Origin of the sequence: Geobacter pickeringii, from assembly GCF_000817955.1 — a bacterium.
In the GTDB taxonomy this organism is placed as follows: Bacteria; Desulfobacterota; Desulfuromonadia; order Geobacterales; family Geobacteraceae; genus Geobacter; species Geobacter pickeringii.
Genome location: NZ_CP009788.1, coordinates 746,447 through 761,115 on the forward strand (window position 1 = coordinate 746,447; position 14,669 = coordinate 761,115).

The following is a 14,669-nucleotide window of genomic DNA, read 5'->3' on the forward strand; positions in this document are numbered from 1 at the left end:
TCGTTAAAGGAGCAGAAAATGGAAGCAAGAGCAAAATTGTCATTTGCCCGCCTTTCACCACGAAAGACACGCTTGGTTGTCGATATGGTGAGGGGCAAGGGGATTCAGGATGCTCTCACGATACTCCGATTCTCCCCGCAGCCGTCCGCAAAGCTTATATCAAAACTGCTTAAGTCTGCAGTCGCAAATGCTGAGCAGAAGGGAACGTCGGATGTTGATCGGCTTTTTGTGAAGACCATATTTGTAGATGGTGGTCCGGTCCTTAAGCGGTTCACTCCCCGTGCACAAGGGCGAGCGAGCAAGATCAGAAAGCCGACCAGCCACGTTACCGTGGTTTTGGCAGATAAGTAATCGGACGGAGGTGATCTCTTGGGTCAGAAAGTAAATCCTATTGGATTCCGGCTTGGTGTAATAAGAACGTGGGATTCTCGTTGGTATGCAGAGGCAGATTACTCGAAACTGCTTCACGAAGATCTCAAGTTGAGAAATTTTCTCAAGAAGCGTCTTTATAATTCAGGCGTTTCGAAAATTGAGATTGAGCGTGCTGCCAACAAGGCCAAGATTAACATTTTTACGGCGAGACCAGGGCTCATCATCGGCAAAAAGGGCGCTGAGGTCGAGACGCTGAAGAAGGAGCTGGCTAAGCTTACTGATAAAGAGGTTTTTCTCAATATCCAGGAAGTTAGAAAGCCGGAGTTAGACGCTCAATTGGTTGCAGAGAACGTTGCATTGCAATTGGAGCGCCGAGTTGCTTTCCGTCGTGCAATGAAAAAAAGTGTCACTTCGTCTCTGAAGTTTGGTGCTAAAGGAATTCGGATCACTTGCTCAGGGCGTCTTGGTGGTGCGGAAATGTCTCGAACCGAGTGGTATCGTGAAGGTCGTGTTCCCCTGCATACACTTCGTGCTGATATAGACTACGGGTTTGCCGAAGCGAAGACTACCTATGGCATCATTGGTGTTAAGGTGCTCATCTTCAAAGGTGAAGTTCTCCCCGGTCAAAAATAGAAACAGGAGCTTTTCACGATGTTAATGCCCAAGAAAGTTAAGCATAGAAAGCAGATGAAGGGGCGCATGAAGGGAGCGCCGCAACGAGGCGTTTCGCTTGCATTTGGTGAATTCGGTCTGCAAGCGATGGAGTGTGGCTGGATTGATTCACGGCAAATTGAAGCCGCACGTATTGCCATGACACGCTACATCAAGCGTGGCGGTAAGATCTGGATCAGAATTTTTCCGGATAAGCCATTGACTGCCAAGCCTGCTGAAACCCGGATGGGTAAAGGAAAAGGCTCCCCGGATTCATGGGTGTGTGTCGTGAAGCCAGGTCGAGTACTTTATGAGATGGAGGGAGTGACTGAGGAAGTGGCTCGCGAGGCGTTCCGTCTGGCGGCTCATAAACTTCCGATTGGAACGAAATTCATTTCCAGGAAGGAAGGTTATGAAAGCTAGTGACCTTAAGAATATGTCCCTTGAAGAACTGGCGGTTAAAAACAACGAGCTCACGCAAGAACTGTTCAATCTGCGCTTTCAGCTCCATACCGGCAGGCTTGAAAATACGGCTAAGATATCGGCGCTGAAGAAAAATATTGCCCGGATTAATACCGTCCTCCGTGAGAAAAGAGGCTAGAGAGAGGCACACATGAGTGAGCGCGGAAATAGAAAAACCCAGGTGGGTGTAGTTGTAAGTGACAAAATGGATAAGACTGTGGTTGTAAGGGTTTCACACCTTGTCAAACACCCTGTGTACAATAAGTACATTAAACGTAGCGCTAAGTATAAGGCGCATGATAAGGATAACAGCTGCAAAGTTGGCGACAGAGTGCTGATCGTTGAGGCTCGGCCTCTTAGTAAAGATAAGCGTTGGAAGGTTCGTCAGATTATCGATAGGTTCGAATAGGCAGGAGATAAGCCATGATTCAGATGCAGACAATTCTTGATGTAGCGGATAATTCCGGAGCCAAGAAACTTTTTTGTATAAAGGTACTTGGTGGGTCGAAGCGCAAGTATGCCAGCATTGGCGATGTAATTGTTGCATCGGTTAAGGAAGCCATTCCCAATTCGAAGGTAAAGAAGGGTGACGTTGTCAAGGTGGTGGTTGTTCGCACTGCTAAAGAGATCGGTCGTCCGGATGGCTCATACATTCGTTTTGATGGCAATTCTGGTGTGGTGATCAATAATCAACGCGAGCCTGTAGGCACTCGAATTTTTGGGCCGGTCGCCAGGGAATTACGGGCAAAAAAATTCATGAAGATAATTTCTCTTGCGCCCGAAGTTCTGTAATTATTTATCAGGAGATTCCCCATGCTTGACAAGAAGTTTCATGTGAAAAAGGGTGACACGGTTGCAGTCATCGCAGGAAAAGACAAAAACAAGACTGGCAAGGTCATCAGTATCCTCCCCAAGAAAGATGGTGTACTTGTCGAGGGATTGAACATAGTCAAAAGACATACCCGGGCTCGTGGTAACGAGGTCGGTGGCATTGTTGAAAAAGAGGCTCCGGTTCATATCTCCAATGTGATGTTGTATTGTGACAAGTGTAAGGGACCAGTACGCTCGAAGAAGAGTATTCTCGAAGATGGCAAGAAGGTCCGTGTCTGTATCAAGTGCGGCGATTCGTTTGACAAATAGTGACGGAGGAGCAGATGGCCAGGCTGAAAGAGCTTTATAATAATGAAATCGTCTCTCAGTTGACGAAAGAATTCAATTATACCAATGTGATGCAGGTCCCAAAGGTTGAGAAGGTTGTTGTCAATATGGGGCTTGGTGAAGCGATTCAAAACGTCAAAATCCTTGATTCTGCAGTCGAAGAGCTTGTTGCGATCACCGGTCAGAAGGCAGTCATCACAAAGGCCAAGAAATCGATTGCCGGTTTCAAGCTCCGTCAAGGTATGCCGATCGGTTGCATGGTGACGTTGCGTAGAGAAAAAATGTATGAATTTCTTGACCGTTTAATCAATATTGCGCTTCCGCGGGTTAGAGATTTTAAGGGAATTTCGGGTAAAGGGTTTGATGGTCGTGGGAACTACTCGCTCGGCGTCAAAGAGCAGCTTATTTTCCCTGAAATCAATTACGATAAAATCGACAAGATTAAAGGTCTTAATATAACGATAGTGACATCTGCTAAAACTGATGAGGAGAGCAAGGCACTTCTCAAGCTTTTTGGGATGCCTTTTAGGAATTAATACATCTTGGAGGAATCCAGTGGCAAAGAAATCGATGATTATAAAAGCACAGAGAGGTAGTAAATTCAAGGTACGTGAATACAACCGGTGCCCGCTGTGTGGCAGGCCCCGTGCGTATTATCGCAAGTTTGACATGTGCCGAATCTGCCTTAGGAAACTTGCTTCGACCGGGCAAATCCCTGGCGTAATCAAGTCAAGCTGGTAACAGCAAACCGTATTAATAAAGAGGAGTAAGTTCAATGTCGATGACTGACCCTATCGCCGATATGCTCACCAGAATTAGGAATGCCAATATGGTGAAACTGCAAAAAGTGGACATTCCATCTTCAAATCTGAAAGTGAGTCTTGCGAGCGTTCTCAAGGCGGAAGGCTTTATCAAGAATTTTAAAGTTATTGCTGATAACAAGCAAGGCGTACTAAGGGTTTACTTGAAGTATATTGATGAGAAAGATTCCGTTATCAATGAGATCAAACGTGTGAGTAAGCCTGGGAGCAGGGTGTACGTTGGCAGTGACAAGATACCGTCCGTAAAGAATGGAATGGGTATAGCGGTGTTGTCTACATCAAAGGGTATAATAACAGACAAAACTGCTCGTGAGACCGGTGTTGGCGGAGAAATTATCTGCACCATCTGGTAAAAACGCAATTATTGGGATGCAAGGAGTTTATTAATCATGTCCAGGATCGGCAAACGCCCTATTGAAATACCGAGTGGAGTAAAGTTAACGCTTTCCGACACGATACTTAAAGTTGAAGGTCCGAAGGGAGCGCTTACACGCCAACTTATGGATGGTGTTGCTCTTGAGATTACAGACAAGAGTGTGTCCGTCAATCGTGCCGATGAGGGGCTTAAATCCCGTGCTGCTCACGGACTTACGAGAACTCTTGTTAACAATATGGTGGTTGGTGTTACCAAAGGTTTTGAGAAAGCTTTGGAAATCAACGGGGTTGGTTACCGTGCTGAGGCAAAAGGGGATGTTCTTAATCTTAGTCTCGGGTATTCGCATCCGATCAATTTCAATCTCCCCAAGGGTATTACCGTAGAAGTTGACAAGATGACGAAGATTCTGGTCAAAGGCATTGATAAAGAGCTTGTCGGCCAGACAGCGGCGAAGATTCGTGATTTCCGCGGTCCTGAACCCTATAAAGGTAAAGGTATTAAGTATGCGGATGAGAAGATTTTGAGGAAGGCCGGCAAGACCGGTAAAAAATAGTCTTAAGGAGAAGTAAATTGAGTCCTCTTGCTCAAAAGAAAGTGGCCCACCTCAAGCGTAAAACGCGGGTGAGAAAGAAGATCCGTGGAACGACCGAGCGTCCGAGGCTGAATGTCTTCAAGAGCGCACGTCATATCTATGCTCAGATCATTGATGACAGCACCGGTGCTACTCTTGTTGCCGCTTCGACATTGAACTCGGCCGCAGGTGAAGGGACCGCTTACACGGGAAATGTCGATGCAGCGAAGCAGGTTGGTGCTTTGATTGCTAAGAAAGCCCTTGAAAAAAGCATCTCAACTGTTGTGTTCGACCGAAACGGTTTCCTGTATCATGGTAGGGTCAAAGCGCTTGCTGATGCAGCCCGCGAAAATGGCCTGTCCTTCTAGCCGGAACCACAAGGAGGAATCCCTTGCAGAAGATAAATGCGAATGAGCTTAATTTGGTAGACAGGGTTGTACATATTAGCCGCGTAGCCAAAGTTGTCAAAGGCGGACGCCGTTTCAGTTTTTCTGCGCTTGTTGTTGTGGGTGATGGCAGCGGTTGCGTTGGATATGGCCTCGGTAAAGCAAATGAGGTTCCTGAGGCTATTAGAAAAGGCGTTGAGCAAGCAAAAAAGAATTTGATCAAGGTACCGATCGTTAATGGGCAGACGATTCCGTATGAAGTTCTCGGTCATTTCGGTGCTGGACGCGTTCTTATCAAGCCGGCATCTGCTGGTACTGGTGTGATAGCGGGTGGTGCGGCTCGTGCGGTGTTCGAGTCTGCGGGCCTTCATAACGTACTTTCCAAGTGCCTTGGATCGAATAATCCGCATAATGTTGTTAAGGCTGCCTTTGATGGGCTTAAGCAGCTGAAGAGTCCTGAAGAGATTATGGCTAGGCGTGGTGTGGTTGAATAGGGACTAGGCTGGAGGATTTAATGTCTGCTGAGATTAAGATAACACTCGTAAGAAGCAAAATTGGTGTGTCAGCTCGCCAAAAAGCAGTGTTGGACGGCTTGGGGCTGACAAAGTGTAATAAGTCAGTGATGCTTAAAGCTACGCCAGAAGTTCTTGGCATGATAGCAAAAGTTAATCACATGGTACGAGTCGAAGAGTAATCTGCTAAGGGGTGCATGATGGAATTGAATGAACTCAGGCCTGCCGCTGGCGCCGTAAGAGATAGAAAGCGTATTGGTCGTGGTACGGGCTCCGGTCACGGCAAGACTGCAACCAAAGGTCACAAGGGACAAAAGGCTCGCAGTGGTGGGAGTGTCAAGCCGGGCTTCGAGGGTGGCCAAATGCCTATGCAGCGTCGCCTGCCGAAGCGCGGCTTTACTCCGCTCTCCAAGAAAGTGTACGCAGTGGTAAATGTTGGGCAGCTTGATATGTTCGAGGCCGGGAGCAACGTTGATGTTGATGCGCTGATCGCGGCAGGACTTATCAAAAGTGCTAAGGACGGAATTAAGATCCTTGCGGACGGAGAGTTGACGAAGTCACTCACGGTCAAAGCACACAAGTTTAGCGGGAAAGCAAAGGAGAAGATTGTGTCTGCCGGCGGTTCGGCGGAGGAGATCGCACTTTGATTGAAGCATTCCAGAATATATTCCGGATACCAGAACTTAAAAAAAGAGTGTTGTTTTCTCTTGGGATGCTCGCTGTCTATCGTGTTGGGTGCCATATCCCCACACCTGGCATAGACAGTAAAGCGTTAGCTCATTTTTTCGCACAAGCCCGTGGAACTCTCCTCGGGCTCTTTGACATGTTTTCGGGGGGCGCCCTTGAAAAGCTGACCGTTTTTGCACTGGGGATAATGCCGTATATTTCGTCGTCAATTATCTTTCAGTTGCTTACGGTGGTAGTGCCTGCTATTGAGAAGCTTTCAAAGGAAGGCGAATCTGGAAGAAAGAAAATCATTCAGTACACCCGATATGGCACGATAGTGCTGAGTGTTGTTCAAGGGCTCGGCATCAGTATCGGTCTTGAGAGCATGAGGGGGCCCGCAGGGGAACTTGTAGTGCCGAACCCCGGTTGGGGATTCCGTCTGTTGACAGTTGTTACCTTGACGGCAGGCACAGCATTTATTATGTGGCTTGGTGAGCAGATGTCAGAAAAGGGGATCGGAAACGGTATATCCCTCATTATCTTTGCCGGGATCATTGCGCGGATACCTACTGCTATTATTAACACTGGTCGTCTTCTGAAAACGAGTCAGATTTCCCTCTTCGTAATCATATTTATTGTTGTCGTGATGTTTGGCGCCATTGCAGCTATTGTGTATGTAGAAAGAGGGCAGCGTCGTTTGCCAATCCATTACGCGAAGCGTGTCGTCGGATTAAAGACCTATGGTGGTCAAACCTCTCATTTGCCGCTAAAAGTGAATATGGCAGGTGTGATCCCTCCGATTTTTGCATCATCGATTATCATGTTTCCTGCGACGGTTGCAAACTTTATCAACATCCCGTGGGTTCAGAAAGCTGCAAAAAGTCTGACGCCTGGTAACTGGGTCTACAATATATTTTATGTTGCCTTCATAGTCTTTTTTTGTTATTTCTATACGGCTGTTTCGTTTAACCCAGTAGATGTGGCTGAAAATGTCAAGAAGCATGGTGGATATATCCCGGGGGTGCGTCCCGGGAAAGAGACGTCTGATTATCTTGATCGGGTGCTGACAAAGCTAACTTTTGCTGGTGCGCTGTATATTTCTGCCGTTTGCGTGTTGCCGTCTATATTGGTCGGTAAGTTTAATTTGCCGTTTTACTTTGGCGGGACTGCTTTGCTGATTGCTGTTGGTGTTGGAATGGACACGGCTGCCCAGATTGAGTCTCACTTGATCACCAGAAGTTATGAAGGGTTTATGCGTGGTGTTAGGGTGAGGGGTAGGCGTTGATTTTTGTGGGTGGGGTATTATGAATCTCGTTTTTCTTGGTCCGCCAGGCGCGGGCAAGGGCACGCAGGCGGGCCTCATCTCTAGGAGGTATGGCATCCCGCAGATATCTACCGGAGAAATACTTCGAGCGGCGGTGGCTGCTCAGACTCCGATGGGGATAAGGGCCAAGGGGTTCATGGACGCGGGAGTGCTTGTTCCTGATGATGTTGTTGTTGGCATTGTTGAGGAGCGGATTGTTCAGCCTGATTGTACTCCTGGATTTATACTTGATGGATTTCCGCGCACTGTTCCCCAGGCGGATGCGCTTGCCAAGATGCTCAAGGGGATGACTCGTGAGATTGAACACGTAATCTCTTTTGAGATGGATCCAAGTGTGTTGATTGATCGAATAGTGGGGCGAAGGACCTGTAAGGTATGTGGCCGCGGGTACCACATTGTTCATGATCCGCCGCAGGTGGCTGGTAAGTGTGATGGGTGTGGTGGGGAGCTCTATCAGAGAGAAGATGACTGTCAGGAGACTGTGCAACGTAGGCTTGACGTCTACGAGGTGCAAACCGCTCCTTTGAAGGCTTATTATGCTGGTGAGGGGCTACTTCGCCAGGTAGATGCACTCGCATCGATTGAAGATGTGCAGAGTAGTATCTGTCAGGTTGTTGCGAGTCATATCGGGTGATTCTTCTTAAGTCGCCTCGCGAAATTGAGAAGATGCGTTCTGCCTCGGGTATTGTCGCGGAAATACTTGCAGTTCTTCGTGAGTCGGTGCGGCCGGGTGTGACAACGTTTGAGCTTGATGAGATTGCGGAGCGAGAGGCTGCAAGGCGAAAGGCTCGGCCTGCGTTTAAAGGGTATAGTGGCTATCCTTATTCGCTGTGTTGTTCGCCGAATAGTCAAGTAGTTCATGGTATGCCGACGCGGAAGGAACTTGTCGAGGGGGACATTGTCAGCCTCGATTTCGGTGTTGTCTACCACGGCTTTTATGGAGACGCGGCTATTACGGTTCCGGTGGGAACAGTAAGTGAACAGGCACGGCGCCTTATTCGCGTTACTGAGGAGTCGCTAGATCTGGCGATTGCCGCTGCAGTGCCGGGTGGACGTTTGTCAGATATTTCGCATGCTGTCCAGAAGCATGTGGAGGCAAATGGGTATTCGGTTGTTCGTGACTTTGTTGGTCATGGGATCGGCAAGCGACTGCATGAAAGTCCTCAGGTGCCAAATTTTGGCGAGCCCGGTTGCGGTGTAAGACTTCGGCCAGGTTTGGTCCTTGCAATCGAGCCGATGATTAATGAAAAGGGTTGTCAAGTCAAAGTGCTTGACGATGGTTGGACTGCAGTGACGTGTGATGGTGGCCTCTCTGCACATTGTGAGCATACGGTGGCGATTACAGACAACGGTCCTGACATATTGAGCAGGTTGTAGTTATCGACATGAAGTGCTGAAAGGGTGAAAAATGAAAGTACGTGCATCGGTAAAGAAAATTTGTGACAAATGTAAGATCGTTAAAAGAAAAGGGGTTGTGCGGGTAATCTGCGAAATCCCTAAACATTCCCAGAGACAAGGCTAAGAGAGTACAGAGGAGGATCGGGCATTGGCACGCATTGCAGGCATAGACCTACCAAGGAACAAACGAGTTGAAATCGCGCTGACTTACATCTTTGGTATCGGACGTTCGACAGCACAAACGATTCTTACCGAGACAGGGGTTGGTTTTGATACTAGGACCGACAACTTGACTGAGGCTGAAGTAGCCAAAATTCGTGAGTATATTGACAAGAATGTCAAGGTTGAAGGCGACCTGAGACGTGATGTTTCAATGAACATTAAGCGGTTGATGGACCTTGGATGCTATCGCGGTCTGCGTCACAGAAAGGGTCTCCCTGTTCGAGGGCAGCGGACTAAGACAAATGCTCGTACCCGTAAAGGTCCGGCCCGAACCGTCGCTGGTAAGAAAAAATAGGCTTGAAAGTCTGGAGGAATAATGGCTAGCCCCGCAAAGAAGGTCGTTAAGAAGAAGAAAGAGAAGAAGAATATTCCGAATGGAGTCGCCCACATCCAGGCGACTTTCAACAACACGATCATAACGATTACCGATCCGGCAGGCAACGTGATTGCGTGGTCTACTGCTGGGTGTAAAGGCTTTAAAGGCTCGAGGAAAAGCACGCCTTTTGCTGCTCAAGTCGCCGCTGAAGACTGCGCCCGTAAGGCTCAAGAGCATGGCATGCGGAATGTAGAAGTCTACGTGAAGGGGCCTGGCTCCGGGCGTGAGTCTGCACTCCGCGCACTGCAAGCGGCAGGTTTTCATGTGAATTTCATCCGGGACGTTACGCCCATTCCGCATAACGGTTGCCGTCCTCCGAAGCGCAGAAGGGTTTAGAGTCAGTAAAAACGAACATATTCAAGGAGGTTACCGTTGGCAAGATATACAGGTCCTTCCTGCAGGCTTTGCAGAAGGGAAAATATGGAGCTGTTTCTTAAAGGGGAGCGCTGTTACACCGACAAGTGTGCAATCAAGCGGAGAAACTATCCGCCGGGACAGCACGGCCAGGGGCGTTCTAAGGTTTCCAATTATGGTGTTCAGCTTCGTGAGAAGCAAAAGGTGCGCCGTATCTATGGGATTCTGGAGAAGCAGTTCCGTGGATACTTCCAAGAGGCGGATCGGTTGAGGGGCGTGACCGGCGAGAACCTGCTTTCTCTTCTCGAGCGTCGTCTCGATAACGTTGTGTATCGTCTCGGTTTTGCCGCATCGCGTACGGAGGCTAGGATTCTTGTTCGCCACAATCACTTTACGGTGAATGGAAGAAAGGCGAATATTGGCTCGATTCAACTTCGTCCGGGAGATGTGGTTGAGCTCAAGGAGAAGAGCCGTAAGATTTCCTGCATTAACGAATCGCTTGAGGCTGTTGTGCGTCGCGGAATTCCCCAGTGGCTGGATTTGGATAAGGACTCCTATAAGGGGACGGTAAAGACTCTCCCTGTTAGAGAAGACGTTACTATGCCGATTCAAGAACAGCTCATTGTCGAGTTGTACTCCAAGTAAGGTTTGATCAGACCCGTAACAGGGAGGATATACATGTATAGAAACTGGCGCGACCTGATCAGCCCGAAGAAGCTTCAGGTTGAGAGCGATTCGCTTAGCAATACATATGGCAAGTTTTTTGCTGAACCTTTTGAGCGTGGGTTTGGTACAACGCTCGGTAACTCGCTGAGACGCGTGTTGTTATCTTCGCTCCAAGGTGCCGCTATTACTTCTGTTCGGATCAAAGGGGTTTTGCATGAGTTTTCTGCGATCCCTGGCGTAACGGAGGATGTGACCAATATAATTCTCAACCTCAAAGGGGTTGCGCTCAAGATGCACGGCATTGAGCCGCGTACCGTGCGCATCATCCTCAAAGGTGAGGGGTCGGTCAAGGCCGGTGATATCATCACGGATCCCAATGTTGAGGTTTTGAACCCAGACCATCATATCGCTACCTGCTCCAAGGATGCGAATCTTGAGATGGATATGGTGGTAAAGATCGGCAAGGGCTACGTGCCTGCGGATCGCAACCGGGATGAAAAGGCGCCAGTTGGGACGATTCCGATCGATGCAATTTTCTCCCCGATTAAAAAGGTCAACTTTACGGTATCGAACGCACGGGTTGGGCAGATGACCGACTACGACAAGCTGACGCTCGAGGTATGGACCAACGGAAGCGTCATTCCGGAAGATGCCGTTGCGTATGCAGCAAAGATTCTCAAAGAGCAACTCACCATCTTTATCAACTTTGATGAAGAATCGGAGCCTCTTCTTGAGATGGCTGGTGAAGAGGATCGTGAAAAAATCAACGAGAATCTCTACCGTACGGTTGACGAACTTGAACTTTCTGTCCGTTCGGCCAATTGCCTCAAGAATGCTGGCATCAAGTTGATCGGTGAGCTCGTGTCTCGCACGGAGGCCGAGATGCTCAAAACACAGAATTTTGGGCGCAAATCGCTTAATGAGATTAAGGATATTCTGGCAGAGATGGGGCTGACTCTTGGCATGAAGCTAGAGGATTTTCCTGACCCGGAAGTCATCCGTAGATTGCGTGGCGATCGTAAGGACGAAGAATAATTACGCACGGGCTTGATAGAAAGGATTAAACGTCATGCGTCACAATAAGGCGGGAAGAAGACTTGGAAGGACAACGAGTCACCGGGTGGCCATGTTCAGGAACATGGTGACTTCGTTTTTGAATCATGAGCGGATTACGACTACCGATGCAAAGGCAAAGGAACTGCGCTCGATTGCGGAGAAGATGATTACGCTCGGCAAGCGGGGAGATCTCCATGCTATGCGTCAGGCTGCTGCCTACATCCGCGACAAGAAGGTCGTAACAAAACTTTTTTCGACCATTGCACCACGTTACGCTGAACGTGCCGGCGGCTACACCAGAATCATCAAGCTTGGCATCCGCCCTGGCGATAATGCTCCGCTGTCGATCATCGAACTTGTTGAGGAGACGGTAGAGAAGAAGACTAAGAAATCCAAACCGACCAAGGTTGCTCCCACGGTGGTGACTGAAGCCAGTGTGCCGACTGCACCCGTTGCGGAGGAGGCAGTCAATGAGCAACAACAGACGGCTGTCGAAGATTCTGCAGAAGGTTGTGAGGCCAAAGCGGATTAATAGAGATTTTCTGATTGATCAGTACCGAGACGGCAAGGGAAACCTTGCCGTCTTTTTTTGTCAAAATATTCTGCTTCTGCCGTTTCCCCTGTGGTAATCGTCGCGACAATTGCAGTCATACGTGTAGACATCTCTTTCCTCGGAAGTCGACCCGACCTTGTGCCTGCCGTTACCTTCACCCGCATGAAATGAAGTGGAGGGCGTTACCGGCTTCCTTATTCGGGAAGTGGGAGTGTGTTGTTCTGGCGGCGCAGGGCGCGGCGTGTGCGGGCCTGATCGCGTTCCTGCCGTTCCTCGGCGGTACGGGGATTCCATGGTGGCACCTCCGTCGGCATTCCCTCCTTGTCCAGAGCCACCATGGTGAAAAATCCCCGGGCCGCCATGGCGCTTTCGCCGGTGAAGACATCTTCGGCCTCCACCACCACGTCCATATCGAGGGAGGTTCGGCCGGTGTTCACCACCCGCGCGCAGACCTTCACCACTTCTCCCACCCGCACCGGACGGAGGAAAGAGATCTCCTCCACTCCGGCGGTAACCACCACGCCGCGGGTGTAGCGCCAGGCAGTGATGGCTGCCGCCTTATCCATGAGACTCATGAGAACACCACCGAAGATCGACCCTACCGGGTTCGTGTCCTGGGGGAGGAGAGTCTCTATCAGTGTCCATACCCGTCCGGTGGTGCCACATCCCATAGTATTGCTCCTTTGCTCTCCGATCAGAAAACCTTCAGTCCCTTCAGCAGGATCGTCAGCACCAGCAGCGGTGAGATGAATTTGACGATGCCGAAGAATATTCGGATCACCCTGGCATTGGCGATCACCCCGCCGTTGGAGAGAGCCTCCTCCACCCGCCCGAAGCCGTAAACCCAGCCGGTGAAGATGCAGATCATCATCCCCCCCACCGGCAGGAGGAGGTTGGAGGTCAGGAAGTCGTAGAGGTCAAAAAAAGTCATGCCGAAGGGGGTCACGGTGGCCAGGACGCTCCCCGAGAGCGCCGCAGTGGAGCCGAGGAGGCCGAGGAGCAGAACGGTGATGGCCGTCGCCTTGAGCCGCGGCAGGCAGAAGTGCTCGTGAAGGAACGCCACTGGCACCTCCAGCAGCGAAAGCATGGCTCCTGTGGCGGCGATGGCGGCCAGAATGAAGAAGAGGACCATGAATACGCTGCCGAAGGGCATAGCCGCAAAAACCGCCGGAATGGTGATGAAGAGGAGTGACGGTCCCGCCTCGGGCTTGAAGCCGAACGCGAAGACTGCGGGGAAGACGGCGATCCCCGCCAGGAGCGAGACGGTCAGGTCGGCGAGCATGACGCGGATGGCGGTCATCGGCACGTTCTGATCGTCGCGGAAGTAGCTGCCGTAGGTGATCATAGTCCCCATGCCGGTGGAGAGCTTGAAGAACGAGAGCCCCATGGCAGTGAGGATCGTGGTACCGGTCACCTTGGAGAAATCGGGCCGGAAGAGAAAGGCGAGTCCGGCGCTCGCCCCGGGCAAGGTGAGACTTCTGACCCCGATGGCTACAAGGAGCAGGAAGAGGACCGGCATGAGGCGCTTGGTGGTCTTCTCGATCCCCTTGGAGACCCCGAGAACGATGATGGAGCCGATAACGGCCAGGACGAGCCACTGCCAGAAAAGAGACTGGGCCGGGTCGGCCACGAGGATGGTGAAGGCTTTCGATGTGACGGCGGGGTCGGTGGTGAGGAGCCCGCCTGCGGCCGCCTTGACGATGTAGGCAAAGACCCAACCCGCCACCTCGGTGTAGAAAGCGAGTATCAGGAACGCCGCCAGGGCTCCTGCTGCTCCCACGAGCCACCACGGCTGGCGTCGCGGAGCCAGGGTGCGGAGAGTGGTGATGGCGTCGGATTTGGCCTGGCGGCCGAGCATCAGCTCCGAGATCATAACCGGCAGCCCCACCAGCAGGGTGCTCACCAGGTAAATGACGAGAAACGCCGCGCCACCGTTGGCGCCGGTGAGAGAAGGGAACTTCCAGATATTGCCGAGCCCCACGGCGGAGCCGAGGGTGGCGGCGATGATCCCCAGGCTTGTGGTGAAGGCGTCACGGGGCTTTCCGGCATCGGCAGGGCAGACCGTTGCGTTGCGCCGTTCGGTGGCCGGTTGTGATGACATGGTGCGAGCTCCTTTGTTCTGCGGTTAAGTATAGCTTATTTCAGCGCGAGGAAACTCTTTATCCCGGTGAAGATGATCTGGGCCGCCAGGGCGGCCAGCATGAGGCCGGTCAGCTTGCTGAGGATGGTGATGCCGCGTTTGCCGATCACGTGCTCGACGGAAGCGGCGGAGGCCAGCAGCATCCCGACGCAGAGAACCGCTGCGGCCAGGGCGGCGCAGCCGACCACGGTCTGCCATGCCCCCTGGAGCTCGGCCCCCATGACGAGGAGCGCTCCGGTGGTGGCGGGGCCGACGGTGACAGGGATCGCCAGCGGTACCACCGAGATGTCTCCCTGGCGTTCGCCGGGGGCCACGGCGGCGTCACCCTGGACCATCTGCACTGCCGAGAGGAAGAGTAGGGCGCCGGCGCCGATCCGGAACGAGTCGATGGTGATCCCGAAAAGGGAGAAGAGGTGATTGCCGAAGAAAAAGAGGGTGAAGCAGGCCGCCAGCACTGCCACGGTCACCTTGAGGGCGAGGCGTCGCCGCTCCCGCGGGGCGATCTCCTGAGTCATGGAGAGGAAGACCGACATCACGAAGAACGGGGTCAGGAGGAAGAAGAACTTGAGCCAGATGGCGACGAAGAAGTTGATGTACGCATTCAT

At 51.1% G+C, this 14,669-nt stretch carries 27 protein-coding genes; 24 read left to right on the forward strand and 3 right to left on the reverse strand.

The window, feature by feature from the left end:
* Positions 1 to 18 precede the first annotated feature (18 nt).
* Genes rplV through rplQ form a run of 24 tightly spaced genes read left to right on the forward strand, consistent with a single transcriptional unit; the run spans position 19 to position 11,903 of the window.
* Positions 19 to 351 (forward strand): 50S ribosomal protein L22, encoded by a 333-nt coding sequence (gene rplV / locus GPICK_RS03355; protein WP_039740501.1) that lies wholly within the window; start codon positions 19 to 21, stop codon positions 349 to 351.
* An 18-nt stretch (positions 352 to 369) separates the two neighbouring features.
* Positions 370 to 1,005 carry a 30S ribosomal protein S3 gene (rpsC, locus tag GPICK_RS03360; protein WP_039740502.1) on the forward strand — a complete coding sequence of 212 codons (636 nt, stop codon included), beginning with the start codon at positions 370 to 372 and terminating at the stop codon, positions 1,003 to 1,005.
* A gap of 18 nt (positions 1,006 to 1,023) precedes the next feature.
* Positions 1,024 to 1,446 (forward strand): 50S ribosomal protein L16, encoded by a 423-nt coding sequence (gene rplP / locus GPICK_RS03365; RefSeq protein ID WP_039740504.1) that lies wholly within the window; start codon positions 1,024 to 1,026, stop codon positions 1,444 to 1,446.
* On the forward strand, positions 1,436 to 1,624 hold the full coding sequence (gene rpmC / locus GPICK_RS03370) for a 50S ribosomal protein L29 (protein WP_039740507.1): 189 nt from the start codon (positions 1,436 to 1,438) through the stop codon (positions 1,622 to 1,624). The genes rplP and rpmC overlap by 11 nt, the downstream gene beginning before the upstream one ends.
* Positions 1,625 to 1,636: 12 nt before the next feature.
* Entirely contained in the window at positions 1,637 to 1,894 is a 258-nt protein-coding gene (gene rpsQ / locus GPICK_RS03375; RefSeq protein ID WP_039740508.1) for a 30S ribosomal protein S17, read from the forward strand.
* 14 nt (positions 1,895 to 1,908) lie between these two features.
* Positions 1,909 to 2,277 (forward strand): 50S ribosomal protein L14, encoded by a 369-nt coding sequence (gene rplN / locus GPICK_RS03380; RefSeq protein WP_039740510.1) that lies wholly within the window; start codon positions 1,909 to 1,911, stop codon positions 2,275 to 2,277.
* Between the two features lie 21 nt (positions 2,278 to 2,298).
* Positions 2,299 to 2,625, forward strand: a complete 327-nt coding sequence (gene rplX / locus GPICK_RS03385; RefSeq protein ID WP_039740511.1) for a 50S ribosomal protein L24 — start codon at positions 2,299 to 2,301, stop codon at positions 2,623 to 2,625.
* Between the two features lie 14 nt (positions 2,626 to 2,639).
* On the forward strand, positions 2,640 to 3,179 hold the full coding sequence (gene rplE, locus GPICK_RS03390) for a 50S ribosomal protein L5 (protein WP_039740513.1): 540 nt from the start codon (positions 2,640 to 2,642) through the stop codon (positions 3,177 to 3,179).
* 19 nt (positions 3,180 to 3,198) lie between these two features.
* Positions 3,199 to 3,384 (forward strand): type Z 30S ribosomal protein S14, encoded by a 186-nt coding sequence (locus GPICK_RS16815; protein WP_084201328.1) that lies wholly within the window; start codon positions 3,199 to 3,201, stop codon positions 3,382 to 3,384.
* A gap of 34 nt (positions 3,385 to 3,418) precedes the next feature.
* Entirely contained in the window at positions 3,419 to 3,817 is a 399-nt protein-coding gene (gene rpsH, locus GPICK_RS03395) for a 30S ribosomal protein S8 (protein ID WP_039740515.1), read from the forward strand.
* Positions 3,818 to 3,853: 36 nt separating this feature from the next.
* The gene (gene rplF / locus GPICK_RS03400) at positions 3,854 to 4,393 is read left to right on the forward strand and encodes a 50S ribosomal protein L6 (RefSeq protein WP_039740517.1); all 540 of its coding nucleotides are present in this window, start codon (positions 3,854 to 3,856) and stop codon (positions 4,391 to 4,393) included.
* Positions 4,394 to 4,410: 17 nt separating this feature from the next.
* Positions 4,411 to 4,779: a 50S ribosomal protein L18 gene (gene rplR, locus GPICK_RS03405; protein ID WP_039740519.1), complete on the forward strand. Its 369-nt coding sequence runs from the start codon at positions 4,411 to 4,413 to the stop codon at positions 4,777 to 4,779.
* Between the two features lie 23 nt (positions 4,780 to 4,802).
* The gene (rpsE, locus tag GPICK_RS03410; protein ID WP_039740521.1) at positions 4,803 to 5,291 is read left to right on the forward strand and encodes a 30S ribosomal protein S5; all 489 of its coding nucleotides are present in this window, start codon (positions 4,803 to 4,805) and stop codon (positions 5,289 to 5,291) included.
* A gap of 20 nt (positions 5,292 to 5,311) precedes the next feature.
* Positions 5,312 to 5,491, forward strand: a complete 180-nt coding sequence (rpmD, locus tag GPICK_RS16820; RefSeq protein WP_084201329.1) for a 50S ribosomal protein L30 — start codon at positions 5,312 to 5,314, stop codon at positions 5,489 to 5,491.
* A gap of 18 nt (positions 5,492 to 5,509) precedes the next feature.
* A complete protein-coding gene (rplO, locus tag GPICK_RS03415; protein WP_039740524.1) occupies positions 5,510 to 5,956 on the forward strand; it encodes a 50S ribosomal protein L15 in 447 nt (148 codons plus the stop codon).
* Complete coding sequence (gene secY / locus GPICK_RS03420) at positions 5,953 to 7,260, forward strand: preprotein translocase subunit SecY (RefSeq protein WP_039740526.1); 1,308 nt, start codon at positions 5,953 to 5,955, stop codon at positions 7,258 to 7,260. The genes rplO and secY overlap by 4 nt, the downstream gene beginning before the upstream one ends.
* Positions 7,261 to 7,279: 19 nt before the next feature.
* On the forward strand, positions 7,280 to 7,933 hold the full coding sequence (locus GPICK_RS03425; protein WP_039740528.1) for an adenylate kinase: 654 nt from the start codon (positions 7,280 to 7,282) through the stop codon (positions 7,931 to 7,933).
* The gene (gene map, locus GPICK_RS16825; RefSeq protein ID WP_084201330.1) at positions 7,930 to 8,676 is read left to right on the forward strand and encodes a type I methionyl aminopeptidase; all 747 of its coding nucleotides are present in this window, start codon (positions 7,930 to 7,932) and stop codon (positions 8,674 to 8,676) included. Before GPICK_RS03425 ends, map begins: the two co-directional genes overlap by 4 nt.
* A gap of 31 nt (positions 8,677 to 8,707) precedes the next feature.
* Positions 8,708 to 8,821, forward strand: a complete 114-nt coding sequence (rpmJ, locus tag GPICK_RS16830; RefSeq protein ID WP_084201331.1) for a 50S ribosomal protein L36 — start codon at positions 8,708 to 8,710, stop codon at positions 8,819 to 8,821.
* Positions 8,822 to 8,845: 24 nt separating this feature from the next.
* Positions 8,846 to 9,214: a 30S ribosomal protein S13 gene (gene rpsM / locus GPICK_RS03435; RefSeq protein WP_039740531.1), complete on the forward strand. Its 369-nt coding sequence runs from the start codon at positions 8,846 to 8,848 to the stop codon at positions 9,212 to 9,214.
* Positions 9,215 to 9,235: 21 nt separating this feature from the next.
* On the forward strand, positions 9,236 to 9,631 hold the full coding sequence (gene rpsK / locus GPICK_RS03440) for a 30S ribosomal protein S11 (RefSeq protein WP_039740533.1): 396 nt from the start codon (positions 9,236 to 9,238) through the stop codon (positions 9,629 to 9,631).
* Positions 9,632 to 9,667: 36 nt separating this feature from the next.
* Entirely contained in the window at positions 9,668 to 10,294 is a 627-nt protein-coding gene (gene rpsD / locus GPICK_RS03445) for a 30S ribosomal protein S4 (RefSeq protein WP_039740535.1), read from the forward strand.
* 33 nt (positions 10,295 to 10,327) lie between these two features.
* Positions 10,328 to 11,350: a DNA-directed RNA polymerase subunit alpha gene (locus tag GPICK_RS03450; protein WP_039740537.1), complete on the forward strand. Its 1,023-nt coding sequence runs from the start codon at positions 10,328 to 10,330 to the stop codon at positions 11,348 to 11,350.
* Between the two features lie 34 nt (positions 11,351 to 11,384).
* Complete coding sequence (gene rplQ / locus GPICK_RS03455) at positions 11,385 to 11,903, forward strand: 50S ribosomal protein L17 (RefSeq protein WP_039740539.1); 519 nt, start codon at positions 11,385 to 11,387, stop codon at positions 11,901 to 11,903.
* Positions 11,904 to 12,118: 215 nt separating this feature from the next.
* Here the strand turns inward: rplQ and GPICK_RS03460 are convergent, their stop codons facing one another.
* The 3 genes from GPICK_RS03460 to GPICK_RS03470 are packed head-to-tail and all read right to left on the reverse strand — an operon-like array spanning position 12,119 to position 14,669.
* The gene (locus GPICK_RS03460; RefSeq protein ID WP_039740540.1) at positions 12,119 to 12,595 is read right to left on the reverse strand and encodes an acyl-CoA thioesterase; all 477 of its coding nucleotides are present in this window, start codon (positions 12,593 to 12,595) and stop codon (positions 12,119 to 12,121) included.
* A gap of 23 nt (positions 12,596 to 12,618) precedes the next feature.
* Positions 12,619 to 14,025, reverse strand: a complete 1,407-nt coding sequence (locus tag GPICK_RS03465) for a sodium-dependent transporter (RefSeq protein WP_039740542.1) — start codon at positions 14,023 to 14,025, stop codon at positions 12,619 to 12,621.
* A 35-nt stretch (positions 14,026 to 14,060) separates the two neighbouring features.
* Complete coding sequence (locus GPICK_RS03470) at positions 14,061 to 14,669, reverse strand: MarC family protein (RefSeq protein WP_039740544.1); 609 nt, start codon at positions 14,667 to 14,669, stop codon at positions 14,061 to 14,063.